The following is a 23,834-nucleotide window of genomic DNA, read 5'->3' on the forward strand; positions in this document are numbered from 1 at the left end:
GGGATGGTCGCGGGTGGTGGTGCCGGCGGTGGCCGCCACCGCGGCTCACGGGCGTCGGAGGGAGAACTGGAAGACGTCGAGGTAGCCGACGCGGAAGCCCGCCTCGCAGTAGGCGAGGTAGAACTCCCACATCCGGCGGAAGGTCTCGTCGAAGCCGAGGGCGGCGACGTCGGGCCAACGGTCCTGGAAGCGGGCGTTCCAGTGCGCCAACGTCCGGGCGTAGTCCGGGCCGAGGCTGCGGCGCTGCGCGATCCGCAGCGAGCTGTGCCCGGCGAGGTTCGACTCGATCGCCTCGACCGACGGGATCAGCCCGCCGGGGAAGACGTACTTGTGGATCCAGGTGTAGTCGCTGCGCGACACCATCAGCCGGTCGTGCGGCATGGTGATCGACTGCAGCCCGATCCGGCCGCCGGGCTTGAGCAGGCGGTCGAGCGTCGCGAAGTAGGTCGGCCAGTAACGCTCGCCGACGGCCTCGATCATCTCGACCGACACGACGGCGTCGTAGCTGCCCTGCGCCTCGCGGTAGTCGCGCAGCAGCACCTGGATCCGGTCGGCGAGGCCCGCGGCGGTGATGCGCTCCTCGGCGAGGCGGGCCTGCTCGGCGGAGACCGTGAGCGTCGTGACGCGGGCGCCGCGTCGCGCCGCCCGGATCGCGAGGCCGCCCCAGCCGGTGCCGATCTCGAGGACGTGCATCCCCTCGGCGACGCCGGCCATGTCGAGGATGCCGTCGATCTTGCGCCGCTGGGCGTCGGCGAGGTCGTCCTCGCCCGGGGCGAACCACGCCGCCGAGTACGACATGGTCTCGTCGAGGAAGATCGAGAAGAGGTCGTTGGACAGGTCGTAGTGGCGGTGGATGTTCTCGGCCGCGCCCTCGACGGTGTTCTCCTCGTCGTCGGGCCGGCGGGCCTCCACCCAGCGCCGCGCACACCGTTGCAGCGCAGGGGGGACGAGCTGCGACAGCGTGGCGGCGAACGGGGTGAGCAGGTCGGCGGCGGCCGGGGAGGTCCAGTCGCCGACCATGTAGGACTCGCCGAACCCGATCTTCGACGACGTCGCGAGCCTGGCGAAGAACGCGTCGGGACGCACGATGTCCATCCGGGGCCCGCCCCGGCCCAGGGTCTCGCCGCCGGGCAGGACGACCGTCACCGCCAGGTCGCGGACCGCCCGCCGGAACAGCGACTCGGCGATCCGGGCCCGCACCGGGGCGTGGGGGACGTCGGCGAGGCCGGGCCAGACGCCCTCGTGGGGGCGCGGGACGGCGCGAGCGGGACGGTGGACCGGTTCGGTGGTCACTGGACGCCCTCCTGAGGTGCGTGCGGCGGACGGGGGACCACGGGCAGCCGACGCAGCCACAGCGCGATGCCGTGGCGGCGGATCAGCGCCGAGGTCCGGCGGGTGGCGAGGGGGTGACGCAGCAGCGTCCGCACCAGGGAGCCGGTCGTGGCGGCCCGGCGGCTGCCCACGACCGTCGCGGAGAGCGCGATCCCGTCGTCCTGGTGCAGGGTCACGGCGATGGCCAGCCGCTCGCCCGGGGTGCGCAGCAGCATCCGGTAGCGGCCGTCGACGGTGAGGAACGGGGAGACGTAGAAGTCCTTGTCGGTCTCGGCGCGCCCGTGCTCGTCGGGGTGCAGCAGGTAGCTGTGCCGTTCGCCGTAGGTGTTGTGCACCTCCGCGATGACGCAGACGAGCGCCCCGGCGGGGTCGTGGCACCAGTACACCGACAGCGGGTTGAACACGTGGCCGAGCACGCGGGCGTCGGCCAGCATCACGACCCGCCCGCCCCGCAGGTCGATCCCGTGCGTGGCCAGGTAGGTGTCGACGTTCGCCCGGATCGTCGACGCCGGGTCGCCGAGATGGTCGCGGGCCTCGAAGCGGGCGAAGGGGCGCAGCGGCCGCGGCAGCCGGGGCAGGGCGTCGAGGTCGACGAGCCAGGTGTGGACGTCGTGTTCGAACGCCCGGCCCTGCGCGGCCCCGGGTGCGCGCCGGACGTGGCGGACCGTCGCGTCGTAGAGCGCGGGGGTCAGGACACCGGTGCGGTCGCGGGCCCCGGCGCGGGTCACCACGCCACCCCGAGGGCGGCCGCGGCCCGCACCCCGGACGCGGCGCCGTCCTCGTGGAAGCCCCAGCCGTGGTAGGCCCCGGCGAAGGCGGTGACGTCGGTGGCCAGCCCGGGCAGGCGCCGCTGCGCCGCGACGGACTCCGGGGTGTAGATCGGGTGCTCGTAGGTCATCCGCGCGATGAGCCGCGACTCGTCGACCCGGCCGGCGCCGCCGAGGGTGACGACGTAGGGCGGCGCGTCGGGGAGCCGCTGCAGCCGGTTCATGTCGTAGCTGACCAGCACCCCCGAGGAGCCGGGGGCGCAGCGGGGCTTGAGGTAGTTCCACGACGCCCGCGCCCCGGACCGGCGCGGCAGCACCGAGGTGTCGGAGTGCAACCAGGTCTCGTTGCGCGAGTACGCGAACGCCCCGAGGACGGCCGTCTCGTCGGGGGTGGGGTCGGCCAGGATCGCCAGTGCCTGGTCGGGATGGGTGGCGACGACGACCTTGTCGAAGTGGCGGGTCCCGCCCGCCGCGTCGCGGATCTCGACGCCGCCCCCGGTTCGCCGCACCGAGACGACGGGTGTGGCCGTCCGTACCGCGTGCAGGTTCTTCACCACTCGCTCGACGTATCGCTGCGACCCGCCGGACACGGTGCGCCACTGCGGTGAGCCACCGATCCCGAGCATCCCGTGGTGGGCCAGGAAGGTGAACAGGTAGCGCGCCGGGTAGCGCAGCGACACGGTCGCGCCCGCCGACCACACCGCCGCTACGACCGGCACCATGAAATGGTCGACGAAGTAGCGGGAGTAGCCGCCGATCGTGAGGAACGACCCCAGGGTGACCGCGTCGGCGTCGGGGTCCGCGGCGGCGAGCAGCCGTCGTGCGTGCCGGTGGAACCGCACGACCTCGCCCAGCATCCGCACGTAGGCGGGCCGCGCCACGTTGGACAGCTGTGGGAACAGTCCGTGCGCGCGGCGGGCCCCGGCGTACTCGAGGCCGCAACCGTCGCAGCGCACGCTCATCGACATGTCGGAGTTCTGCGTGGCCACCCCGAGCTCGGCGAACAGCCGCAGCAGCGTCGGATAGGTGCGTTCGTTGTGGACGATGAACCCGCTGTCGACGCCGCGCACCACGCCGTCGGGGCCCGCGAGCTCGTGGGTGTGGGCGTGCCCGCCCATGCGGTCGTCGGACTCGTAGACGGTGACGTCGCAGGCCCGGTGCAGCACGTGCGCGGCCGTGAGGCCGGCGACCCCGCCACCGACGACGGCCACGGCCGGCCGGCCGGTCGTGCACTCCGCTGTCATGACACGGCTCCTCTGTGGTGGTCCCGCCTGTGCAGCTCCCGCCGCAGCCCGGTGGGCGACGGCTCCCGCATGGCGTCCGCGATGTCGGGATCGATCGGTTCGATCCCGAGTTCACCGAGGACGAACCGGCGGACCAATGAGGACCAGTCGCCGGCGCGGCGCAGCATCGCGTGGCCGTCGCCGAGCACGTCGTAGCGGGCGACCCGGTCGGTCACCTGCTTGGCGTGCACCGCGTAGGCGTAGGACCCGGCCGGGTCGGTCATGCGCTCCCGGTCGCCGTGCGCGATGACGACGGCGCGGTCCGCCAGCTGCGCGACCGGCTCGTCGGCCGTCACCCACGGCGCGAGCGCGCAGATCGCGACGACACCGGCGCCGCCGGCGGCGCCGAGCGCGGCCCGCCCACCCATCGAGTGCCCGACCAGCGCGATCGGGACCCCCGGGTGCAGCCGGCCCAGCTCGGTGACCGCCCACTTGGCGTCGCGCAGCGCGTCGCGGGCGCCGCCGTTCCAGCCGCGGAACCGGTAGCGCAGCAGGTACACCGCGGTCTGCGGCGTCTTCACGGCCCGCGCGAACGGCAACATCCGCAGGTAGGCGAGCCCGCGACGGGCGCGTTCGCGGCTGCGTGAGCGGCCGCCGTGCAGGACGAGGACGGCGCCGCGGGGGCGCGCCGAGACCGGGCCGAACGGCTCGACACGCGGCTGGGTCTCGTCGTGGGACGGGTCGGGCACGGGACCTCCGGAAGGCCTCGGACAGGGGCGGTGCACCCGGTGTTCGCCCGTCGTCGACGATCGGAGCGCCCCGGGACGGACGTCACATCTGAAATCCTCACCCGCCCCGCCCGGTTCCGCGCGGCGAACAATGGGCGAGGATCAGGGCCAGACCACGACTTCCCACCGGCCGGGCGTGCCCGCAGGTGGGGCCGCCGGGAGGACGACATGCCACGGACCACGGCCGACCGGCCGCTGACCCTGCGGGAGAAGGTGCTGCTCACGCTGCGCCGCGCGCGACGCGGATCGGGCTTCTGGTTCGGTCTGGCCATCGAGCTCGTCTGGCCGTTCGCGATGTTCCTCACCCGGCCCTCGTTCCGTGGTGGAGAGCACATCCCGAAGACCGGTGGCGCGCTGCTCGCGCTCAACCACGTCTCGTTCTCCGACCCCGTCTTCGACACCGCGTTCGTCATCTCCAGCGGCCGGATCCCCCGCTACCTGGCGAAGTCCGAGCTGTGGTCGGTGCCCGTGGTGAAGTGGGTGCTCGGCGGCGGGAAGCACATCCCGGTGTACCGGTCGTCGACGCGGGCGAGCGACGCCTACAAGGAGGCCGTCGAGGCGCTGAAGCGTGGCGAGGTCGTCGCCTTCTACCCGGAGGGGACGTACACGGCCGACCCCGAGGGGTGGCCGATGAAGGCCAAGAACGGGATCGGCCGGATCGCGATGGTCACCGGGGTGCCGGTCATCCCCGTCGCCAACTGGGGGACCCAGGACGTGCTCCCGCCGGACGGGAAGGCCTCGCTGTTCCCGCGCAAGCGGATCCGCATCGTCGCCGGGCCGCCGGTCGACCTCTCGGCGTTCGAGGGCAAGCCCCGTACCCGCACCCACCTCGACGCGGCGACCGCGGCGATCATGACCGAGGTCACCGCGCTGGTCGCGGACCTGCGCGGCGAGCCCGCCCCGGCGGCAGCGTTCGACCCCGGCCCGGGCCGCCCCGGCGTCGCAGGCACGGCCGCCGCGAGCTGACAGCCCGCACGCGGACGAACGGAACGGGGGCCTACGACTCCCGGGCGATCCGCTGCAGCCGGCGCTCGGTCGGCCAGCGCACCGCGGTGGCCCAGCCGGCCTTCTCGAAGCCCCGGACGACCAGTGCCGACAGGTCGACCTGGCCGCGCTTGACGCCGTGGCGGGCGCACGTCGGGTCGGCGTGGTGGAGGTTGTGCCACGACTCGCCGAACGACGCGATCGCCAGCCACCACACGTTGGCCGACCGGTCGCGGGCCGCGAACGGGCGTGCGCCCCACATGTGGCAGATCGAGTTGATCGACCACGTCACGTGGTGCAGCAGCGCCACCCGCACCAGCCCCGCCCAGAACAGCGCGGTCAGCGCGCCCTGCCACGACCACGTGAACAGCGCGCCCAGCCCCGCGGGCACGAGCAGCGTCAGCACGCTCCACAGCCCGAACAGGGCGTCGACCCGGCGGATGTCGGGGTCGGCGAGCAGGTCGGGGGTGAAACGCTCCTCGTTGGTCTGGTCGCGGTCGAACAGCCAGCCCATGTGCGAGTGCCAGAACCCCCTGGCGAGCCCGCCGGGACCGGTGCCGAACAGCCACGGCGAGTGCGGGTCGCCCTCCTTGTCGGAGAACGCGTGGTGGCGGCGGTGGTCGGCCACCCAGTCGATGACGGGCCCCTGCATCGCGAGGCTGCCCGCGACGGCCAGCGCGATCCGCAGCGGCCGGTTCGCCTTGAACGAGCCGTGCGTGAAGTAGCGGTGGTAGCCGACGGTGATGCCCAGCCCGCTGACGACGTAGAACACCAGCGCGATCGCGACGTCCACCCAGCCGATCAGACCCCACACCGCGGCCAGCGGGACCGCGGCGACCAGGGCCAGCAGCGGCACCATCACGAAGATGTAGACGCCGATCTGCTGGGGCAGCGCGCGGGTGCCGTCGAGAATCGGCTTGGGGCCGTCGGCGGGCCCGTCGCCCTCGGCCGGGCGGGCCGGGCTGTCGGCAACGGTCATGGCTTCCTCACATCCACAGGGGCACATCCGCGGGGGCACGGTGGGGCTCGTCAGGTGTTCGCCGCGCGGCCCCGGTGCGGATCGATCCCATGGTAAGGGTCGCCTACCCGGGGCGCGGTGGGTGAACCCGTCAGTCGAGCGGCAGGCCCAGCAGGGCGTTCTCCACCACCTCGGGCAGCGCCGGGTGGATCCAGTACTGGCCCGTGGCCATCGTGCGGGCGTCGAGACCGAACGTCATCGCCTGGATCAGCGGCTGGATCAGCGACGACGCCTGCGGGCCCATGATGTGCGCGCCGAGCAGCCGGCCGGTGCCGCGCTCGGCGATGATCTTGCACAGCCCCGTCGTGTCCTCCATCGCCCAGCCGTAGGCGACGTCGCCGAACTTCTGGACCTTCGTCACGTAGTCGAGGCCCTGGGCCTTGCACTGCCGCTCGGTGAGCCCGACCCCGGCCAGCTGCGGCTCGGTGAACACCGCGGACGGCACGAAGCGGTGGTCGGTGCGGCGCGGGGAGCCGGGGTGGAGCAGGTTGTGCTGCACGACGCGCATCTCGTGGTTGGCGACGTGCTTGAGCTGGTGCTCCGACGACACGTCCCCCATCGCCCACACCCCGGGAGCCGACGTGGCCTGGGTGTCGTCGACGACGATGCGCCCGTCGGGGTGGGTGGCGATGCCGCCCGCGGCCACGTCGAGCAGGTCGCCGTTGGGCACCCGGCCCGTCGCCACCAGCAGGACGTCGCCGGTCGCGGTGGAGCCGTCGGTCAGGGTGAGCTCCACGCTGCCGTCGTCGAGGGTGCGGGCGCTCTCGGCGACGGTGTTCAGCCGCACGTCCCAGCGCTGCTGCGCGATCGTCGTGAACGCCTGGCCGAGGGTCTCGTCGCCGAACCGCAGCAGGTGGTCGCCGCGCGCGACGAGCGTCACCGCCACGCCGAAGGCCGAGAAAACGTGCGCGAACTCGTTGGCGATGAACCCCCCGCCGAGGATCACCAGGCGCTGCGGCAGCTTCTCCAGCCGCATGACCGTGTCCGACGTCTCGTAGGGGACGTCGGCGTCGATGATCGGGTCGGGCACGTGCGGGCGGCCCCCGGCGGCGACGACGATGCGGTCGGCCGTGACGGTCTCGGCGGGGCCGCCGTCGACCGGTGCGATCGAGAGGGTCCGGTCGCCGGTGAACCGGGCATGACCCAGGTAGGTGGTGACGTTGGGCGTGCGCACCGGGTCCATCCGGTACTCCTTGCCGCCCTGTGCGATGGCGTCGACACGGCCGAACACCCGGTCCCGGATGTCGGGCCACCGCACACCGTCGAGGGTGGCGTCGACGCCGTAGCGTCCGGCCCTGCGGACGGCCTCGGCCACGTCGGCGGAGTAGACGTACATCTTGGTGGGGATGCAGCCGACGTTGAGGCATGTGCCGCCGAAGACGCCGTGCTCGACGAGAGCGACGTCGAGATCGGCGAACCGATGGTCGACGATGCTGTTCCCCGAGCCGGTGCCGATGACGACGAGATCGTGATGACGCACATCCGGAGGTTACGTGGCGCCGCGCGACCCCACCGTCCGGTCGCCCCGCCGGGCCGTCGCGTCTGGTAGGCAGTCCCGGTGAGTAGTGAGACCGGTCAGGACGGCCGCCCGGCCGACACGATGGCCGCGACGGTTCGCCGCTGCTGGGCGCTCGACCTCGACGCCGCAACCCTCTACGCGCTGTTGCGGCTGCGCGTCGACGTGTTCGTCGTCGAGCAGGCGTGCGCCTACGGCGAGCTCGACGGGCGCGACCTGGAGCCGCGGGCGCGGCACTACTGGCTGGCCGGTCACGGCAGCCCCGAGCCGGTGCTGGGCACCATCCGGCTGCTCAAGGAGCCCGGTGGCGGCTACCGCATCGGCCGCCTGTGCACCGCGCGCGACGTGCGGGGCCGCGGCCTGGGCCGCCGCCTCGTCGAGGCCGCGCTGGCTGAGGTCGGGTCGGGGGAGTGCGTTCTGGACGCGCAGGACCATCTCGCCGACTTCTACCGCGGCTACGGCTTCGAGGCCGTCGGACCGGCCTACGACTGGGACGGTGTGGCGCACGTGCCGATGCACCGGGCCGCCCGCGGCTGACGCGTCCCGGGGTTTCCGACACGCGGCCCCGCCGGTGCCACCGAACCGTCGGCAGGACGCAGACGTACGGGATACTTCCGCCACACCCGGCGAGTCCTCGCGGGTGTCGGCGTGACAGGAGGGTCCGAGCATGACCGACGACCGGGGCCGCGCGGGGCGCGGAGCGATGCGGCCCGGAAACGTCGGCCGGGCCGATCCGCACGCCGACCCGGCCACCGACCCGTCGATGCGCCCGGTGGACGTGCCGGCCGACCCGTCGGGCGGGCCCACGATGCCGGTGCACACCGACCCGTCGGGCGGCCCGACCGTGCCGGTGCGGCTGCCCGCCGACGAGCCCGACGTCCCCGCGCAGCGCGACGCCGCCGGCGACACCGCACCCCACCGCACCCCGCCCGAGGCGCCACCGCGGTCGCGGCTGGCAGGCCTGTGGATCGGGCTGATCCTCTCGGCGCTGGTCCTGCTGCTCCTGCTGGTCTTCATCCTGCAGAACCTGGGCCAGGTCCAGATCCGCTTCCTGGGGCTCGACGGCAACCTGCCGACGGGTGTCGCGCTGCTCTTCGCGGCCGTCGCCGGCGTGCTGCTCGTCGCGATCCCCGGATCGCTGCGCATCCTGCAGCTGCGCCGGGCCGCGCGCCGCGCCCGCACCGACCGTCGGGAACACACCGGACGCAAGGCGGAGGTCCGCTGACCGTGCTGCGCATCGCAGGTTCCCCGCTGCCCGTCGTCGGCCGCGCCCGCATGTACGTGTGCGGCATCACCCCGTACGACACGACACACATCGGGCACGCCGCCACCTTCGTCTGGGCCGACGTCGCCGCCCGCGTGCTGCGCCACCTCGGCGTCGACGTCGACGTCTGCCGCAACGTCACCGACGTCGACGACGTCCTCGACGCCGCGGCCGCCCGCGCCGGTGTCCGCTACGACAGCTTCGCCGCGGTGCAGCAGTTCCGCTTCGACCGCGACATGGACGCCCTCGGCGTCCGCCGCCCCACGCACGAGCCGCGCGCGCACGTCCACGTCGCCCAGGTCGCGTCGCTGGCAGCGGCGCTGATCGAGCGGGGCGCGGCCTACCACCGCGACGGCACCGTCTGGTTCCGCGGCGCCGGGGTGCGCGAGCGCGCGGGTCTCGGTGCCGCCGAGGCCGCGGCGCTGTCGGCCGAGTACGGCGACCGCCGCGACGACGGCCGCGACGACCCGTTCGACGTCGTGATCTGGCGCGCGTCCGCGCCCGGTGAGGCGGCGTGGCCCAGCCCGTGGGGTGGCGGCCGACCGGGGTGGCACGCCGAGTGCGCGGCGATGTCGTTGACGACGCTGGGCCCGGCACTGGACATCCACGTCGGCGGCGCCGACCTGCGCTACCCCCACCACGCCTACGAGGCCGCGATGGCCGAGGCCGTCACCGGGGTGACGCCGTTCGCCCGGTCATGGCTGCACGTGGGCACCGTCGGCATCGACGGCCGCAAGATGGCCAAGTCGACCGGCAACCTGGTGCTCGTCTCCGACGTGCTGGAGACGTGGCCTGCCGCCGCGCTGCGGCTGCTGCTCGTCGACCGGGCGTGGGCACGACCCTGGGACTACCGCGTCGAGGACCTCGAGGCGGCCGCGGCCCGGCTGGAGCGGCTCTACGCCGCGGCTGCGCACGGCGTCACCGAGAACCCGGCCGCCGACGCCGCGGTCTCGGCCGCGTTGCTCGACGACCTCGACGTGCCGCGTGCGCTCGCCGTCGCCGAGGAGGCCGGCGGCACCGCCGCCCGGCGCGTGCTGTCGATCCTCGGCCTCGGCGGCTGAGCCCCTGACAGCCGCAACCCCGCTGCGGTGTCCGGACCGGACACCGCAGCGGGGTTGCGGCGGGTTCTCTCGTCGTTCCCGGGTCAGGCGGCGTTGGAGCGGCCACCGGAGGACCGGCGGCCCCCGCCGGTGCCGCCGCCGCGCGCGCCACGGCGCGCGCCGCTGCCCGACCCTGCCTTCCCGGCGCCGGGCGTTCCGCCCTGGCGCCCGCCGGAACGCCGGGCCTGACCGCGCGGCGCGGCCTGCACGGGCTTCGGCTCGACGATCGCCACACCACTGGGCTCGCGCGAGCCGGTGACCCGGGCCAGCGACTCCGCCCCCGGGAAGACGTCGTGCACCGTCGGGCGCACCCCGGCCTGCCGGGTCAGCGTGTCGACATCGCGACGCTCCTCCGGCGTCACCAGCGTGACGACCGTGCCGGACTCGCCACCGCGGGCCGTGCGGCCGGCGCGGTGCAGGTAGTCCTTGGGGTCGGCCGGCGGGTCGATGTGCACGACGAGGCTCACGTCGTCGACGTGGATGCCGCGCGCCGCGACGTCGGTGGCCACGAGGACCGGGGTGCGGCCCTCCTTGAAGTCGGCGATCGCGCGGTTGCGCTGGTTCTGCGACTTCCCGCCGTGCAGACCGACGGACACGATCCCGTCGCGGCGCAGGTTGCGCACCCAGCGGTCGACGCCGTGCTTGGTGCGCGCGAACAGGATCGTCCGGCCCTCGCGGGCGGCGATCTCGGCGACGACCTGGGCCTTCGCCGCGGAGTCCACCCGCAGCAGGTGGTGGTCCATCGTGTCGACCGACGCCCGGGCCGAGTCGACGGCACGCGTCACCGGGTCGTGCAGGTAGCGCGAGACGAGCGCGGCGACGTCACCGTCGAGCGTGGCCGAGAACAGCAGCCGCTGCCCGTCGGCGGGGGTGAGGTCGAGGATGGCGCGGACCTGGGGGAGGAACCCCATGTCGGCCATGCGGTCGGCCTCGTCGAGCGCGGTGACCTCGATGGCCGACAGGTCGGCGGTGCGCTGCGTGGTGTGGTCGGTCAGCCGGCCGGGGGTGGCGACCAGCAGGTCGACCCCACGGGCCAGCGCGTCGGCCTGCCGGTTGAACGACAGCCCGCCCACGACGACCGCGGTGCGCAGCCCGAGGGCACGCGCGAACGGGTCGAGCGCGTCGACGACCTGCTGCGCCAGCTCACGCGTGGGCACCAGGACGAGACCGCGGGGCTTGCGGGCCGTCGCGCGGCCACCGGCCAGCCGCGACAGCAGGGCCAGCCCGAAGGCCAGCGTCTTGCCCGAACCGGTCTGGCCACGACCCAGCAGGTCCTGGCCCTTCAGCGTGACCGGCAGCGTCGCCGCCTGGATCGGGAACGGTGCGGTGAAGCCCTCTGCGGCGAGCGCGCGCAGCACCGGCTCGGGAAGACCGAGGTCGGCGAACGACGGCATACCCGACTCGGGCGCCGTCCACAGCTGCTCGACCGGCATCGGCGAGCCGGCACGGGCGGGAGCCGCGGCGGGGCGGCGGTCGCCACCACGCCCACGGCCACGGGCCCGCTGGGGACGGGGACGACCCGCACCCGAACGGACGGAACGATCGGCGGGACCCGAGGAACGGGCCTGCTGGGGAGCCAAGAAAAGACCTCCGGACGTGGCACGTCGCACGGAGCCGGCCACACCCGTCGACAGGGACGGGCGGGCTGTTGCGGGGACGAGCCCGGGCGCAACGCAGCGCCCACAGGGAATGGAACTTCGGACGCGTCCACAACGGGGTGCGACCCTGTCGGGGTCACCGGGCCGGGGTCGGCCGGGCCGGACGCTCCTCGTGAGACTACCCGAGCGCCCGGCCACAACCTCACGGGTGTGATGTTGCCGGACCGGTGATCCCCAGCTCGCCCATCAGGTCGGCGAGCAGCGCGTCCTGGGCCGCCGCGGCGTCCGGCAGCCCGCGGGCAGCGAACCACGCCCCGATCCGGTCGACGTCACGCCCCAGGTAGGAGGGCCCGAACGGGTTGCCGACGACGTCGACGACCTGCGGCAGGTCGATCATCACCAGCCGGCCGCGATGGACCAGCAGGTTGAACGCCGACAGGTCGCCGTGGGTGAGGCCGTGCCGGGCGAGCCCCTGCAGCGCCGCGCGCAGCTGCGCCCAGAGGTCGGCCAGCTCGTCGGGGTCGGGGCGCAGCTGGGCCAGCCGCGGTGCCGCGGCCTCCCCGTCGCCGACGAACTCCAGCAGCACCTCGGTGTCGTCGACCGACACCGGGTACGGGACCGGCAGGCCCGCCGACCACAGCGTGGACAGCGCCGCGAACTCGGCGCGCGCCCACTGCCCGGCGAGCAGGTCGCGACCGAAGTCGGTCCGCGACGCCATCGCCCGCGTCTCCCGGGACCGGCGGACCCGCCGCCCCTGCAGATAGCCGGCGTCGCGGTGGAACATCCGGTGCTCCGGTGAGCGGTAACGCTTGGCCGCCAGCAGGATCGCGGCATCGCCGGGAACGCCGCGGCGGACCAGGTGGACGTCGGCCTCCTTGCCGGTCTTGAGCACGCCGAGCTCGGTGTCGACGGCGCCGGTCGCCGTCACCACCCAGTCCGGGCGCGGGACGGGGCCGTGGTCGGCGCCGTCCCAGGTCGACCAGCGGTCGCCCTCGGGTGGGCCGTCGACGTCCTCGCCCGCGCGCCCGTCGAGCTCGACGGGCGGCGGGGTCGGACCGGTGGTGCGCCGCCGGCGGCGCGAGACGTACGCGTCGTCGGCGGGGTCGTACTCGTCGTCGAAGCGGCGGCGTGCGGAACGGCGGCCGCGTGAGAAGGAACCGTCGTGCGTGGGCACTGGGTGGGTCTCCTGACCGGATGGCCCCACCGGGGTGCGCTACGGGCGCACGGGTTCCAGCGGTGGGGCGGGGAAGGGACGAGGACGTGCCAGGTCCCGGGCGGCGGTCGACATCCGGCACCTCCTGGGTCGCGTCGTCATCCGGCTTCTTCCGGCCGGGCACGATGGTGGTGGACGGCCCACCCCGCCCGCAACGCATTTACCCCCGCGCGACGGCTGGTCGGCCCGGAGTGCGCGACGGCTGGTCGGCCCCGGTGCGCGTCGCCCCGGCAGGTGCTCGGCCGGGTGCTCGGGTCAGGTGGCCGGGGCCGCGTCGGTCAGGGCGCCGGCCGCCAGCGCCACCCGCCGACCGACCCCCGCGTCGGCGAGAAAGCGCTCGTCGTGGCTGACGACGACCAGCGCGCCCCGGAACGCCCGCAGCGCGCCCGCGAGCCGCGCGGTGGAGACCATGTCGAGGTTGTTGGTGGGCTCGTCGAGCAGCAACAGCTGCGGCGCGGGCCGCGCGAGCAGCACACAGGCCAGGGTGGCGCGCAGCCGCTCGCCGCCGGAGAGCACCCCGACCGGCTTGTGCGCCTCGTCGCCGGGGAACAGGAACCGGGCGAGCAACGTCATCCGCTGCGACAGCGCCATCCCGTCGGTGACGGCCTCCAGGTTCTGCAGCACCGTGCGCGCCGGGTCGAGCAGGTCGAGGCGCTGGGAGAGCCGCGCGACCCGGCCGCCGGCGCCCCTGACCTCGCCCGCGTCGGGGACCAGCTCCTCGGACAGCACGCGCAGCAGCGTCGACTTTCCGGAGCCGTTCGCGCCGACGAGCGCGATCCGCTCCGGGCCGCGGATCGTCAGGTCGACCCCGGCGCCGAACAGCTCCCGCACCCGGATGCCCTGCGCGGCAACGACCGTGCGGCCTGCCGGCACCGTGGTGTCGGGGAGGTCGAGCACGAGCATCGCGTCGTCGGTGAGGGCGCGTTCGGCGTCGTCGAGGCGGGTGCGGGCCTGGTCGACGCGGTCGCCGTGGGTGCGGTCGGACCTCGCCGCCGACTCCTGCGCCTTGCGCTTCAGCTTGCCGGCGACGATCTTCGGCAGCCCCGCGTCGGCGACCCCACGGGCGGCGGTGTTGGCCCGGCGGTCGGCGCGTTCGCGTGCCAGCTGCATGGCCCGCTTCTCCCGCTTGACGTCCTGTTCGGCCGACCGGACCGCGCGCTCGGCGGCCTCGCGTTCGACGCGGACGGCCTCGGTGTAGGCGTCGAGGTTGCCGGTGAACACCCGTATGCCGTCGCGGCCCAGCTCGGCGATGCGGTCGGCGCGTTCGAGCAGCTCACGGTCGTGGGTGGCGACGAGCACGCACCCGGGCCGGCCGTCGAGCACGGCGAACAGCCGCTCCCGGGCAGCGCGGTCGAGGTTGTTGGTGGGTTCGTCGAGGAGCAGGACGTCGGGGCGGCGCAGCAGCAGCGCCGCGAGGCCCAGGGACACGACCTGCCCACCGGAGAGGGTGTCGAGGGTGCGGTCGAGGCCGATGTCGGTGAGGCCGACGCGGTCGAGCTCGGCGCGGCTGCGTTCCTCGACGTCCCAGTCGTCGCCGATCGTGGCGAAGTGGTCCTCGCCCGTGTCGCCGGCCTCGATGGCGGCGAGCGCCGCTCGCGTGTCGGAGACGCCGAGCACCTCGGCGACGGTGAGGTCGTCGGTGAACGGCAGCTCCTGGGGGAGCAGCCCGACGGTGCCGTCGACGGTGACGGCGCCGGTGGTGGGCGCGGCCGAACCCTCGACGAGGCGCAGCAGGGTGGTCTTGCCGGCGCCGTTGGGGGCGACGAGCCCGGTCAGGCCGGGGCCGACGGTGAAGGAGACGCCGTCGAGGACGACGGTGCCGTCGGGCAGGACATAGGACAGACCGGAGCAGACGATCGAAGGATCGGGCACGGGGTGACCTCACGGGACGAGGGCCGACAGAACGTCGCGGTGCGCCCCCGGGGACATGTCACCCGGTGGCGCGGTCCCTGCCCGTCATCCCTGCTCCGTCCGTGCGGCGATCACTGCACTGCCCACACTACGTCGGGCCGCAAGCGAGTTTCAGGGCCGCGGCTGCGGCTCGGCCTCCAGCGCCGCCAGGGTCGCCGGGTCCTGCAGGCTCATCCATTCCAGGACCTGACCGTAGGTGGCGCAGGCCGTCTGGGGGCGCAGGCACACCTCGCCCATGAACGTCTCGACGGCGGTGCTGAACGCCCCGCCGTTCCAGTCGTTGAAGTGGTTGCCGACGACGAGCGGGGCCCGGTTGCCTGAGTACGCGGCGTCGTAGGCCTTGAAGTAGGCGGCCACGGTCCACTCGGTGAACAGCGACGCCTTCTCCGGTTCGTCCTTCGCGCCGTTCATGGAGTACCAGAGGTTGTAGTCCATCATGATCACTCGCTTGTTCAGCGCAGTGACGGTGACCGAGGGCATCGGGAACTCCCACACCCCGGCGACCTTCGACGGCCAGGCCAGCGAGCCGGACGTGCCGCTGCTGTCGTAGACCATCCCGTGCTTGAGCATCGCCGGGAAGAACTGGTCCTTCTTGCCCTCCAGGCACGGGGTGCGCCCGCCCTTGACGGTGCCGTCGGGCAGGTCGAGGCCCGGCGCCTCGCGGACGAAGCGGAAGAACTGGTCGAGCTCGGAGTTCCACTGCGCCGTGGTCCACTTCGCCCCGGACGGCTCGGCGCCCGCGCAGAAGTGACCGTTGTAGTGGGTGCCGATCTCGTGACCCGCGGCCAGTGCCGTCCTCAGGTTGCCGATGCGGGTGGCGATGTCGGCCTCGGTGCCGCCGAACCCGACCGACGACTTGCCGGGTGCGTGGCCGGGGCCGGTGTAGCGGGTGCGCTCGGAGTTCGGGACGAGGTAGAGGCCGGTGAGGAAGCCGGTGAACTTCGCGTCGGACCGCTGCGCGAGGGGCAGGATCCGTTTCCAGTGCGAGTCGGCGCCCGCGCCGTCGAAGGAGAACAGGACGAACTGCGGCGGCCGTTCGCCCGGGTTCAGCGGCCGCATCCACTCCGGTGGCGACGGCGGTGCCGGCGGTGGGGGATCCCCGGCGGAGGCCTCGGCGGCCACGGGCACGCCGTCGACCTCGGCCTTCGGCGCGGTCAACGCCATGGTGAGGAACAGGCCTGCCGCGACGAGCGCGACGGCGATCGCCAGGTTGCTCCGGGTCCGCATGGCTCTCCGCTCGGGCCCGCGGGCCGGGCCGTACCGCATCCTGACGCTACCGGGCGACTCGCCCGGATCGGACACCGCGCTGGGCGTGTCGCGGATCTCGTAACCGGACGGAGGTCGGTCGCAATGGACTCAGGCGGGGACAATCACGGACAGTGACGACGCGGTGGGTCGCTCCACGCGCATCCCCGCCCGCCGGGCGATGGTGGCGACCCCGGCGGCGTCGGTCGGCTCGGCGCGGGTCCCGGCCAGCACCCGGGCGAGCGCACCCTTGTGGGCCTTGTTGAAGTGGCTGACGACGGAGCGGGTGCCGTCGGGCCTCTCCGCGAGGACGGTGACGTCGACGGCGCCGGGAACCCGGCCCAGCGCCGCATACGACCCGGACCGCAGGTCGACCACCAGCTCGTGGGCGGCGACAGCGGCGAGCACCGGGTCCAGGACGGGCCGCCAGCGCGCCGCGAGGGTGCCGCCCGCCGGCAGCGCCGACCCCGCCGACAGCCGGTACGCGGGGATCGGGTCGTCGGCGCGGACCAGGCCGAACAGCGCCGAACCGACGGCGAGCCGGGCCCGCGCCCGGGCCGCCGCCGCACCTCGCAGCGTCGTGACGTCGAGCGCGTCGTAGAGGACACCGGTGTAGCGGTGCAGCGCGGGCAGGGTCGGCGCGGACCACAGCGCCGCGTTGCGGGCGACCTCGTCGTCCTGGCGCGGCGACAGGCCCAGCGCGGCACGGCTGGCGGGGACGTCGGCGGCCAGCTCGACGAGCTCGTCGGCCAGGACTTTGCGCGTTCCGCCGAGCTCGGGGAACGACAGGGCGTCGAGGCGCAGCGGGGCGCCGTCGCCGCCGTCGCGCTTGGTCTCGGAGGGCGGCAGCAGCACGAGCACGGCGCTGGACGCTACCAACCGGCCCGGGGGCCGGTTGTGCAGGCGGCAGGGCACCCGATATTTTCATTTGGTGATCTACCTCGTGGCGCGCCTGCATGTCGACAACATGCGGGTCACGAGCGCGGCCTGTTGCGGTCGCTGACTCGACCCGCCGACGTCCCCGGTCCGCATGAGCGCGGATGCTCGCACCGGGGCCGATCACACAGGCCCCGAGGTGACCGTCGGCCGGCCGGTCGCGCAGGATGTCCGCATCCGGGCGCGCGCTCGTCCCTCCATCCAGCCGTTTCTCGTACGAACGCAGGAGTTTCATCGTGACCGAGCCCACCGACCCGACCGCAGCGTGGTCCTTCGAGACCAAGCAGGTCCACGCCGGCGCCACCGCCGACCCGACCACCGGCGCGCGGGCCACCCCGATCTACCAGACCACCTCGTACACCTTCCGTGACAGCGACCACGCCGCGGCGCTGTTCGGGCTGGCCGAGCTGGGCAACATCTACACCCGGATCATGAACCCGACGCAGGACGTCCTCGAGCAGCGCATCGCCGCGCTCGAAGGCGGCATCGCGGCCGTCGCCGTCGCGTCGGGCCAGGCCGCCCAGACGCTGGCGATCCTCAACATCGCCGAGGCGGGCGACCACTTCGTCTCCAGCGCCTCCCTCTACGGCGGCACGTACAACCTGTTCCATTACACGCTGCCCAAGCTGGGCATCGAGGTCACGTTCGTCGACGACCCGGACAACGCCGACGAGTGGCGCGCCGCGGTCCGCCCGAACACGAAGGCGTTCTACGCCGAGACCATCGGCAACCCGCGCAGCAACGTGCTCGACATCCGGCTCGTCGCCGACATCGCCCACGAGGCCGGCGTCCCGCTGATCGTCGACAACACGGTCCCGACCCCTTATCTGGTCCGTCCGATCGAGCACGGCGCCGACCTCGTCGTCCACTCGATGACGAAGTTCCTCGGCGGGCACGGTACGTCGATCGGCGGCATCGTCGTCGATTCCGGCAACTTCGACTGGGGCTCGCACGCCGACCGGTTCCCCGGCCTCACCACGCCGGACCCGAGCTACCACGGCCTCAACTACTGGGACGCCCTCGGCCCCCTGTCGTACCTGATCAAGTTCCGCGTCCAGCTGCTGCGTGACGTGGGCCCGGCCATCGCGCCGCTCAACAGCTTCCTGATCATCCAGGGCGTCGAGACGCTGTCGCTGCGCATGGAGCGCCACGTCCAGAACGCTCAGGCGATCGCGGAGTGGCTCGAGGCGCGCGACGAGGTCGAGACCGTCTACTACGCCGGCCTGCCCTCGAGCCCGTGGCACGCGGCCCAGCAGAAGTACCTGCCCAAGGGGGCGGGCGCGGTCGTCGCGTTCGACATCCGTGGCGGCGTCGAGGCGGGCAAGAAGTTCGTCGACGCCCTCGAGCTGCACAGCCACCTCGCCAACATCGGCGACGTGCGCAGCCTGGTCATCCACCCGGCCAGCACCACCCACAGCCAGCTCTCCGGCGAGGAGCAGCTGGCCACGGGTGTCGGCCCCGGCCTGGTCCGGCTCTCGGTGGGCCTGGAGGGCATCGAGGACATCAAGGCCGACCTCGACGCGGGCTTCCGCGCGGCCAAGGGCGCCTGAGAGAGGCCGTCATCATCTCCGAACAGATCGTCCTCCCTCCCGCCAGCGGTGCCTGGCGGGAGGGGGACGACCCCGGCCGTCGACAGTGGGTGCAGCTGCCCGGCACGTTGCGCCTGGAGTCCGGCGGCGACCTGCCCGACGTCCGGATCGCCTACGAGACGTGGGGCACGCTCGACGCCGCCCGCTCCAACGCGGTGCTGGTGCTGCACGCGCTGACCGGCGACAGTCACATCGCCGGGCCTGCCGGCCCCGGGCACCCCACCGCCGGCTGGTGGGAGGCGCTCGTCGGCCCCGGCCGCGCGCTCGACCCCGCCGACTGGTTCGTCGTGGCGCCCAACGTCGTCGGCGGCTGCCAGGGCTCCACCGGCCCGTCCTCGACGGCACCCGACGGGGTGCCGTGGGGGAGCAGGTTCCCGATCGTGACCGCGCGCGACACCGTCGCCGCCGAGACCGTCCTCGCCGACGCGCTGGGCGTCGACACCTGGGCGTGCGTGATCGGTGGTTCCATGGGCGGGATGCGGGCCCTCGAATGGGCTGCGTCGCAGCCCGACCGGGTGCGCAGGCTCTTCGTCCTCGCCTCGCCCGCGGCCACCTCGGCCGACCAGATCGGCTGGGCGTCCCCGCAGCTCGCGGCGATCCGCGCCGACCCCGGCTGGAACGGTGGCGACTACCACGACCTGCCCGCGGGCAAGGGCCCGCACGCGGGGCTCGGCGTCGCGCGGCGCATCGCGCACCTGAGCTACCGCAGCGGGTTCGAGCTGAGCACCCGCTTCGGCCGCGAGGCCCAGGACGGGGAGAACCCGTTCGACGGTGGCCGCTACGCCGTCGAGTCCTACCTCGACCACCACGCCGAGAAGCTGGTGCGCCGCTTCGACGCCGGCTCCTACGTGCGGCTCACCGAACTGATGAACGCCCACGACGTCGGCCGCGACCGCGGCGGGGTCGCGGCCGCCCTGAAGCGGGTCACGGCGGCGACGTTCGTCGCCGGGGTGAACTCCGACCGGCTCTACCCGCTCGAGCAGCAGATCGAGATGGCCGAGGGCATCCCCGGTGCGGAGCTGAAGGTCATCGACGCCCCGTACGGGCACGACGCGTTCCTCATCGAGGACGAGGTGGTCGGAGCACACCTCACGTCGCTTCTGCACGAGTGAGGCCGGCCTCGCCCGCATGAGGTGATCGGCGCCGGGGCGGAGCTACGGGAGATCGTCCCGGAGCCGCCGGCCGCCATCGCGGACAAGGCGATCGACCACGTCGACGCGCAGTCGGCGCGGTTCATCGCGACGGGTCCGCGACCTGGCCGGCCCGCGAGGACGTCCCGTCGGCGGGGACGATCGTCCGCAGCCGGCGGCCCGCCGTGACGGTGCCGGCCGCGGACATCGACGCGGCACCCGCCACCGCCGCCAGGGTCAACCGCTACTGAGCTCCGCCCGTCGCGCCGCGAGCGCCGTCGCCGCCTGCGGGTCCACGCGCTGGTGCCACGTGCCCTCGGGGTCCCGGCCGGGCGTCTCGATCACGATCGGGCCCAGGTTGCAGGGACCGAGGCAGCCGATCGGTGTCACCAGGGTGCGGGGGTCGTCGCGGGTCGCGGCGGTCAGGGCCCGGTGGGTGGCACCGGCGCCGTGGGCGGTGCAGCGGGGCCCGCGGCACAGCAGCAGATGCCGGTCGTGACCGGGTAGCTCCGACCACGACGGCGCCCGGAACCCGCCCGGCGACGCGGTGATCTCCGCGCCCCCGTCGACGGTGAGGGCCGCGACCGCGGCGGCCGCGCCCGCGGTCGCGGTGAGGTCGCCGGCCAGCCGGACGTCGAGGGTCAGCGGCGCCCGCGTCTCGCGCCAGTTCGCGACCGCCTTGCCGATCCACGTGCGCAGATAGGCGTCCGCGGGGACCGCCAGCGGCACCAGCAGGGCGCCGCCGGCGCCCTCGCGGACCGCCTCGTCGAGGACGTCGTGGATCGACGGCTCCGCCTGGTCGAGATGCGCGACGCGGACGGGGCCGTCGACCGTGGCCGCCACCGCGGCGGCGAGCCCCGCGAGTGACCGGGCGTCGACACCGGAGGGCGTGGGACGTGCCACCAGCACCACCACTCGGCTGTTCATCCGCACATCCAAGCCGATGTCGGCGCGGAGGTCGTAACCGGGGCGAAGTGCCCGTGGGGTCGTCGCTACCCTTGCGCGGGTGTTGACCAGGATGTCGTCGCTGTTCCTCCGCACCCTCCGCGAGGACCCGGCCGACGCGGAGGTGCCCAGCCACAAGCTGCTGGTCCGCGCCGGCTACGTCCGCCGAGTCGCCCCGGGCGTCTACTCCTGGCTGCCGCTGGGCCTGCGGGTGCTGCGCAGGATCGAGGAGATCGTGCGCGAGGAGATGGACGCCATCGGCGCCCAGGAGATCCAGTTCCCCGCGCTGCTGCCGCGCGACCCCTACGAGTCGACCAACCGGTGGACCGAGTACGGCCCGAACCTGTTCCGGCTCAAGGACCGCAAGGGCAACGACTACCTCCTCGGCCCCACCCACGAGGAGCTGTTCACCCTCGCGGTGAAGGGCGAGTACTCGTCGTACAAGGACTACCCGGTCGTGCTCTACCAGATCCAGAACAAGTACCGCGACGAGGAGCGTCCCCGCGCGGGCATCCTGCGCGGCCGCGAGTTCCTGATGAAGGACTCCTACTCGTTCGACCTGACCGACGAGGGACTGTCCGAGTCCTACGCGTTGCACCGCAAGGCCTACGTGAAGATCTTCGACCGGCTGTCGCTGCGCTACGTCATCGTCTCCGCCACGTCCGGGGCGATGGGCGGCTCGGCGTCGGAGGAGTTCCTCGCCGAGGCCGCGACCGGTGAGGACACCTTCGTCCGCTCCGCGTCGGGCTACGCCGCCAACGTCGAGGCCGTCGTCACCCCCGCGCCGCCCGCACGGCCGGTCGACGGCCTGCCCGCCGCGCAGGTCCACCACACCCCCGACACCCCGACCATCGAGTCGCTGGTGACGTTCCTCAACGGCGCCGGCCTCGACCGTCGGTTCACCGCCGCCGACACCCTCAAGAACGTCCTGGTCAAGCTGCGGCAGCCCGGCGCCGACGAGTGGGAGCTGCTCGGGGTCGGCGTCCCCGGCGACCGCGAGGTCGACATGAAGCGCCTCGAGGCCGCCGTCGCGCCCGCCGAGGTGGCGCTGCTCGAGGACAAGGACTTCGCCGCGAACTCGTTCCTCGTCAAGGGCTACATCGGCCCGGGCTCGCTGGCCGCCAACGGGGTCCGCTATCTCGTCGACCCGCGGATCGTCACCGGCACCGCCTGGGTGACCGGGGCCGACAAGCACGACCACCACGTCGTCGACCTCGTCGCCGGTCGCGACTTCACCCCCGACGGCACCATCGAGGCCGCCGAGGTCCGCGACGGCGACGAGGCGCCCGACGGCAGCGGTCCGCTGGAGAGCGCGCGCGGCATCGAGATCGGCCACATCTTCCAGCTCGGCCGCAAGTACGCCGACGCCTTCTCCCTCGACGCGCTGGGCCCCGACTCCAAGCCCGTCCGCATCACCATGGGCTCCTACGGCATCGGCGTCTCGCGGCTCGTCGCCGTCGTCGCCGAGCAGAGCAACGACGAGTCCGGTCTCATCTGGCCGCGCGCCGTCTCGCCCTACGACGTGCACGTCGTGATCGCCGGCAAGAACGAGGAGATCATGACCGGCGGTGCGAAGGTCGCCGCCGACCTGGAGGCCGCCGGGCTCTCGGTGCTGCTCGACGACCGCAAGGCCTCGCCCGGGGTCAAGTTCGCCGACGCCGAGCTCGTCGGGGTGCCGACGATCGTCGTCGTCGGCCGCGGGCTGGCCGACGGCAAGATCGAGGTCAAGGACCGGCGCAGCGGCGAGCGCGTCGAGATCGCCCTCGACGGTGCCGTCGAGCACCTGGTGCAGGTCGTCCGGGGCTGATCCGGGTCGACGCACAGCAGACGCACAGGTCGCTCCCAGGCTGCGCCGGGGGGTATTCGGGACAGTGGTGACGGAACGCCCCGCCACCACTGTTCAGGAGCGCGCATGTCCGACGACCACGACGACTTCGGTGGCATCTCCCGCGACCTGCCCCGGCTGCTCGGCCGCCGCCGGATGCTGGGGCTGCTCGCGGGCGGGGCTGCGGTGACGCTCGCGGCGGCATGCTCGTCGGCGCCCGTGCCGGGATCCGCCGCTGCCGGGGACGCCGCCTCCGGCGCGATCCCCGAGGAGACCGGCGGCCCCTACCCGGCCGACGGCTCCAACGTCCCCGATGTCCTCGACGACGCCGGGCTCGTCCGTAGCGACATTCGGTCGAGCTTCGGCTCGTCGACGACCACCGCGGCGGGTGTGCCCCTGCAGATCGCCCTCACCCTGCGCGACGGCACCGGTGCCGCCCTGGCCGGTGCCGCGGTCTACGTGTGGCACTGCGACCGCGACGCCAACTACTCGCTCTACTCCCGCGCCGCGGCGGGCGAGAACTACCTGCGCGGCGTCCAGGCCGCCGACGCCGCCGGAAAGGTGTCGTTCACCAGCATCTTCCCGGCCTGCTACCGGGGCCGCTGGCCGCACGTGCACTTCGAGATCTACCGCTCGCTCGCCGACGCGACGTCGTCGGGCAACGCCGTGCGCACCACACAGCTGGCGCTGCCGCAGGAGACGTGCGAGGCCGTCTACGCCACCGACGGCTACGCCGGCAGCGTGCGCACGCTCTCGCAGGTCTCCCTGACCTCCGACATGGTGTTCCGCGACGGCTGGGACCGCCAGCTCGCGACCATGACCGGCGACGTCACGTCCGGCCTGACGGCGAGCCTGCCGGTCGTCGTCTGACCCTCAGTGCGGCAGGAACGACAGCCGGACCGTCCGCACCGGGTTGTCGACGTTGGTGTCCACCAGGCACACCGACTGCCAGGTGCCCAGCGCCGCCTGCCCACCGAGCACGGGAACCATCATCGACGGGGCGATGATCGCGGGCAGGACGTGGTCGCGGCCGTGGCCGTGGCTGCCGTGGCGGTGGCGCCACCGGTCGTCGGCGGGGAGCAGGTCGCGCAGCGTCGCGAGGAGGTCGTCGTCGCTGCCGGCGCCCGTCTCGATGATCGCCAGTCCGGCGGTCGCGTGCGGCACCCAGATGTTGAGCAGCCCGTCGCCGGCGAGCGCCGAGCGCAGGAACGCGTCGATCTCGGAGCCGAGGTCGCGCACGACCTCCGAGGTGCCGGTCCGGATCTCGATCAGCTCGCTGTGCACCCGTCCGACGCTACTGCAGCGAACGAACGGCACACCCGCGCAACTCGGGTGGTGTCTCGGGGTCGTCGCAACACCTTGATCGTGGAGGGTTGCGATGGCCCCGAGTGCCCGGCGAGATGTGGGATGGCGCAAGCCTGACCGGTTCACCACCTACGTTGCCCTGGTG

At 73.6% G+C, this 23,834-nt stretch carries 22 protein-coding genes; 8 read left to right on the forward strand and 14 right to left on the reverse strand.

What is annotated here, in order from left to right:
• Nucleotides 1-45: 45 nt before the first annotated feature.
• From AB7F12_RS20805 to AB7F12_RS20820, 4 genes are read right to left on the reverse strand one after another with little or no spacing between them, the layout of a single operon-like run.
• Entirely contained in the window at nt 46-1,293 is a 1,248-nt protein-coding gene (locus AB7F12_RS20805) for a class I SAM-dependent methyltransferase (protein ID WP_428500707.1), read from the reverse strand.
• Nucleotides 1,290-2,060, reverse strand: coding sequence for a DUF1365 domain-containing protein (locus tag AB7F12_RS20810; RefSeq protein ID WP_428500708.1), 771 nt, complete (start codon nt 2,058-2,060; stop codon nt 1,290-1,292). Before AB7F12_RS20810 ends, AB7F12_RS20805 begins: the two co-directional genes overlap by 4 nt.
• Nucleotides 2,057-3,343: an NAD(P)/FAD-dependent oxidoreductase gene (locus AB7F12_RS20815; protein ID WP_428500709.1), complete on the reverse strand. Its 1,287-nt coding sequence runs from the start codon at nt 3,341-3,343 to the stop codon at nt 2,057-2,059. Before AB7F12_RS20815 ends, AB7F12_RS20810 begins: the two co-directional genes overlap by 4 nt.
• The gene (locus AB7F12_RS20820; protein ID WP_428500710.1) at nt 3,340-4,071 is read right to left on the reverse strand and encodes an alpha/beta fold hydrolase; all 732 of its coding nucleotides are present in this window, start codon (nt 4,069-4,071) and stop codon (nt 3,340-3,342) included. The genes AB7F12_RS20815 and AB7F12_RS20820 overlap by 4 nt, the downstream gene beginning before the upstream one ends.
• A gap of 207 nt (nt 4,072-4,278) precedes the next feature.
• On the opposite strand from AB7F12_RS20820, the gene AB7F12_RS20825 reads away from it, so the two are divergent.
• On the forward strand, nt 4,279-5,076 hold the full coding sequence (locus AB7F12_RS20825) for a lysophospholipid acyltransferase family protein (RefSeq protein WP_428500711.1): 798 nt from the start codon (nt 4,279-4,281) through the stop codon (nt 5,074-5,076).
• Nucleotides 5,077-5,107: 31 nt separating this feature from the next.
• Here AB7F12_RS20825 and AB7F12_RS20830 read toward each other — a convergent pair whose 3' ends face one another.
• Nucleotides 5,108-6,073 carry an acyl-CoA desaturase gene (locus AB7F12_RS20830; RefSeq protein ID WP_428500712.1) on the reverse strand — a complete coding sequence of 322 codons (966 nt, stop codon included), beginning with the start codon at nt 6,071-6,073 and terminating at the stop codon, nt 5,108-5,110.
• 130 nt (nt 6,074-6,203) lie between these two features.
• Complete coding sequence (locus tag AB7F12_RS20835; protein WP_428500713.1) at nt 6,204-7,592, reverse strand: mycothione reductase; 1,389 nt, start codon at nt 7,590-7,592, stop codon at nt 6,204-6,206.
• A 78-nt stretch (nt 7,593-7,670) separates the two neighbouring features.
• On the opposite strand from AB7F12_RS20835, the gene AB7F12_RS20840 reads away from it, so the two are divergent.
• From AB7F12_RS20840 to AB7F12_RS20850, 3 genes are all read left to right on the forward strand, one after another.
• Nucleotides 7,671-8,165 carry a GNAT family N-acetyltransferase gene (locus AB7F12_RS20840; RefSeq protein ID WP_428500714.1) on the forward strand — a complete coding sequence of 165 codons (495 nt, stop codon included), beginning with the start codon at nt 7,671-7,673 and terminating at the stop codon, nt 8,163-8,165.
• Between the two features lie 130 nt (nt 8,166-8,295).
• Entirely contained in the window at nt 8,296-8,853 is a 558-nt protein-coding gene (locus tag AB7F12_RS20845; RefSeq protein ID WP_428500715.1) for a lipopolysaccharide assembly protein LapA domain-containing protein, read from the forward strand.
• Nucleotides 8,854-8,855: 2 nt separating this feature from the next.
• Nucleotides 8,856-9,953: a class I tRNA ligase family protein gene (locus tag AB7F12_RS20850; protein ID WP_428500716.1), complete on the forward strand. Its 1,098-nt coding sequence runs from the start codon at nt 8,856-8,858 to the stop codon at nt 9,951-9,953.
• Nucleotides 9,954-10,036: 83 nt separating this feature from the next.
• On the opposite strand, the gene AB7F12_RS20855 is transcribed toward AB7F12_RS20850, so the two are convergent.
• The 5 genes from AB7F12_RS20855 to yaaA form a co-directional block, all read right to left on the reverse strand.
• Nucleotides 10,037-11,425, reverse strand: a complete 1,389-nt coding sequence (locus AB7F12_RS20855) for a DEAD/DEAH box helicase (protein WP_428500717.1) — start codon at nt 11,423-11,425, stop codon at nt 10,037-10,039.
• A gap of 367 nt (nt 11,426-11,792) precedes the next feature.
• Nucleotides 11,793-12,764, reverse strand: a complete 972-nt coding sequence (locus tag AB7F12_RS20860) for a serine protein kinase RIO (protein WP_428516768.1) — start codon at nt 12,762-12,764, stop codon at nt 11,793-11,795.
• Between the two features lie 294 nt (nt 12,765-13,058).
• Nucleotides 13,059-14,675, reverse strand: coding sequence for an ABC-F family ATP-binding cassette domain-containing protein (locus AB7F12_RS20865; protein ID WP_428500719.1), 1,617 nt, complete (start codon nt 14,673-14,675; stop codon nt 13,059-13,061).
• 150 nt (nt 14,676-14,825) lie between these two features.
• On the reverse strand, nt 14,826-15,941 hold the full coding sequence (locus tag AB7F12_RS20870) for a polysaccharide deacetylase (RefSeq protein ID WP_428500720.1): 1,116 nt from the start codon (nt 15,939-15,941) through the stop codon (nt 14,826-14,828).
• Between the two features lie 129 nt (nt 15,942-16,070).
• The gene (gene yaaA, locus AB7F12_RS20875; protein WP_428500721.1) at nt 16,071-16,820 is read right to left on the reverse strand and encodes a peroxide stress protein YaaA; all 750 of its coding nucleotides are present in this window, start codon (nt 16,818-16,820) and stop codon (nt 16,071-16,073) included.
• Nucleotides 16,821-17,131: 311 nt separating this feature from the next.
• Here yaaA and AB7F12_RS20880 point away from each other — a divergent pair, with 311 nt between their 5' ends.
• Together AB7F12_RS20880 and metX are read left to right on the forward strand one after the other, a co-directional pair.
• Nucleotides 17,132-18,445, forward strand: coding sequence for a bifunctional o-acetylhomoserine/o-acetylserine sulfhydrylase (locus tag AB7F12_RS20880; RefSeq protein WP_428500722.1), 1,314 nt, complete (start codon nt 17,132-17,134; stop codon nt 18,443-18,445).
• Between the two features lie 26 nt (nt 18,446-18,471).
• Nucleotides 18,472-19,596 carry a homoserine O-acetyltransferase MetX gene (metX, locus tag AB7F12_RS20885; protein ID WP_428500728.1) on the forward strand — a complete coding sequence of 375 codons (1,125 nt, stop codon included), beginning with the start codon at nt 18,472-18,474 and terminating at the stop codon, nt 19,594-19,596.
• Nucleotides 19,597-19,717: 121 nt separating this feature from the next.
• Here the strand turns inward: metX and AB7F12_RS20890 are convergent, their stop codons facing one another.
• Together AB7F12_RS20890 and AB7F12_RS20895 are read right to left on the reverse strand one after the other, a co-directional pair.
• Entirely contained in the window at nt 19,718-19,840 is a 123-nt protein-coding gene (locus AB7F12_RS20890; protein WP_428500723.1) for a hypothetical protein, read from the reverse strand.
• Nucleotides 19,841-19,851: 11 nt separating this feature from the next.
• Nucleotides 19,852-20,541 carry a (2Fe-2S) ferredoxin domain-containing protein gene (locus tag AB7F12_RS20895; protein ID WP_428500724.1) on the reverse strand — a complete coding sequence of 230 codons (690 nt, stop codon included), beginning with the start codon at nt 20,539-20,541 and terminating at the stop codon, nt 19,852-19,854.
• Nucleotides 20,542-20,620: 79 nt separating this feature from the next.
• Between AB7F12_RS20895 and AB7F12_RS20900 the strand changes: the two genes are divergently transcribed.
• Nucleotides 20,621-22,366 (forward strand): proline--tRNA ligase, encoded by a 1,746-nt coding sequence (locus AB7F12_RS20900; RefSeq protein ID WP_428500725.1) that lies wholly within the window; start codon nt 20,621-20,623, stop codon nt 22,364-22,366.
• 105 nt (nt 22,367-22,471) lie between these two features.
• Nucleotides 22,472-23,254: an intradiol ring-cleavage dioxygenase gene (locus AB7F12_RS20905; protein ID WP_428500726.1), complete on the forward strand. Its 783-nt coding sequence runs from the start codon at nt 22,472-22,474 to the stop codon at nt 23,252-23,254.
• A 3-nt stretch (nt 23,255-23,257) separates the two neighbouring features.
• On the opposite strand, the gene AB7F12_RS20910 is transcribed toward AB7F12_RS20905, so the two are convergent.
• On the reverse strand, nt 23,258-23,668 hold the full coding sequence (locus AB7F12_RS20910) for a YjbQ family protein (protein WP_428500727.1): 411 nt from the start codon (nt 23,666-23,668) through the stop codon (nt 23,258-23,260).
• Nucleotides 23,669-23,834: the final 166 nt, after the last annotated feature.

It is taken from the genome of Pseudonocardia sp., from assembly GCF_050250275.1.
Taxonomy (GTDB): domain Bacteria; phylum Actinomycetota; class Actinomycetes; order Mycobacteriales; family Pseudonocardiaceae; genus Pseudonocardia.

Coding starts and splice junctions, on each gene's coding strand:
- AB7F12_RS20815 (WP_428500709.1), bottom strand. CDS start 3,343: ATGACAGCGGAGTGCACGACCGGCCGGCCGGCCGTGGCCGTCGTCGGT.
- AB7F12_RS20855 (WP_428500717.1), bottom strand. CDS start 11,425: ATGCCGGTCGAGCAGCTGTGGACGGCGCCCGAGTCGGGTATGCCGTCG.
- AB7F12_RS20895 (WP_428500724.1), bottom strand. CDS start 20,541: ATGAACAGCCGAGTGGTGGTGCTGGTGGCACGTCCCACGCCCTCCGGT.
- AB7F12_RS20830 (WP_428500712.1), bottom strand. CDS start 6,073: ATGACCGTTGCCGACAGCCCGGCCCGCCCGGCCGAGGGCGACGGGCCC.
- AB7F12_RS20845 (WP_428500715.1), top strand. CDS start 8,296: ATGACCGACGACCGGGGCCGCGCGGGGCGCGGAGCGATGCGGCCCGGA.
- AB7F12_RS20905 (WP_428500726.1), top strand. CDS start 22,472: ATGTCCGACGACCACGACGACTTCGGTGGCATCTCCCGCGACCTGCCC.
- AB7F12_RS20825 (WP_428500711.1), top strand. CDS start 4,279: ATGCCACGGACCACGGCCGACCGGCCGCTGACCCTGCGGGAGAAGGTG.
- AB7F12_RS20870 (WP_428500720.1), bottom strand. CDS start 15,941: ATGCGGACCCGGAGCAACCTGGCGATCGCCGTCGCGCTCGTCGCGGCA.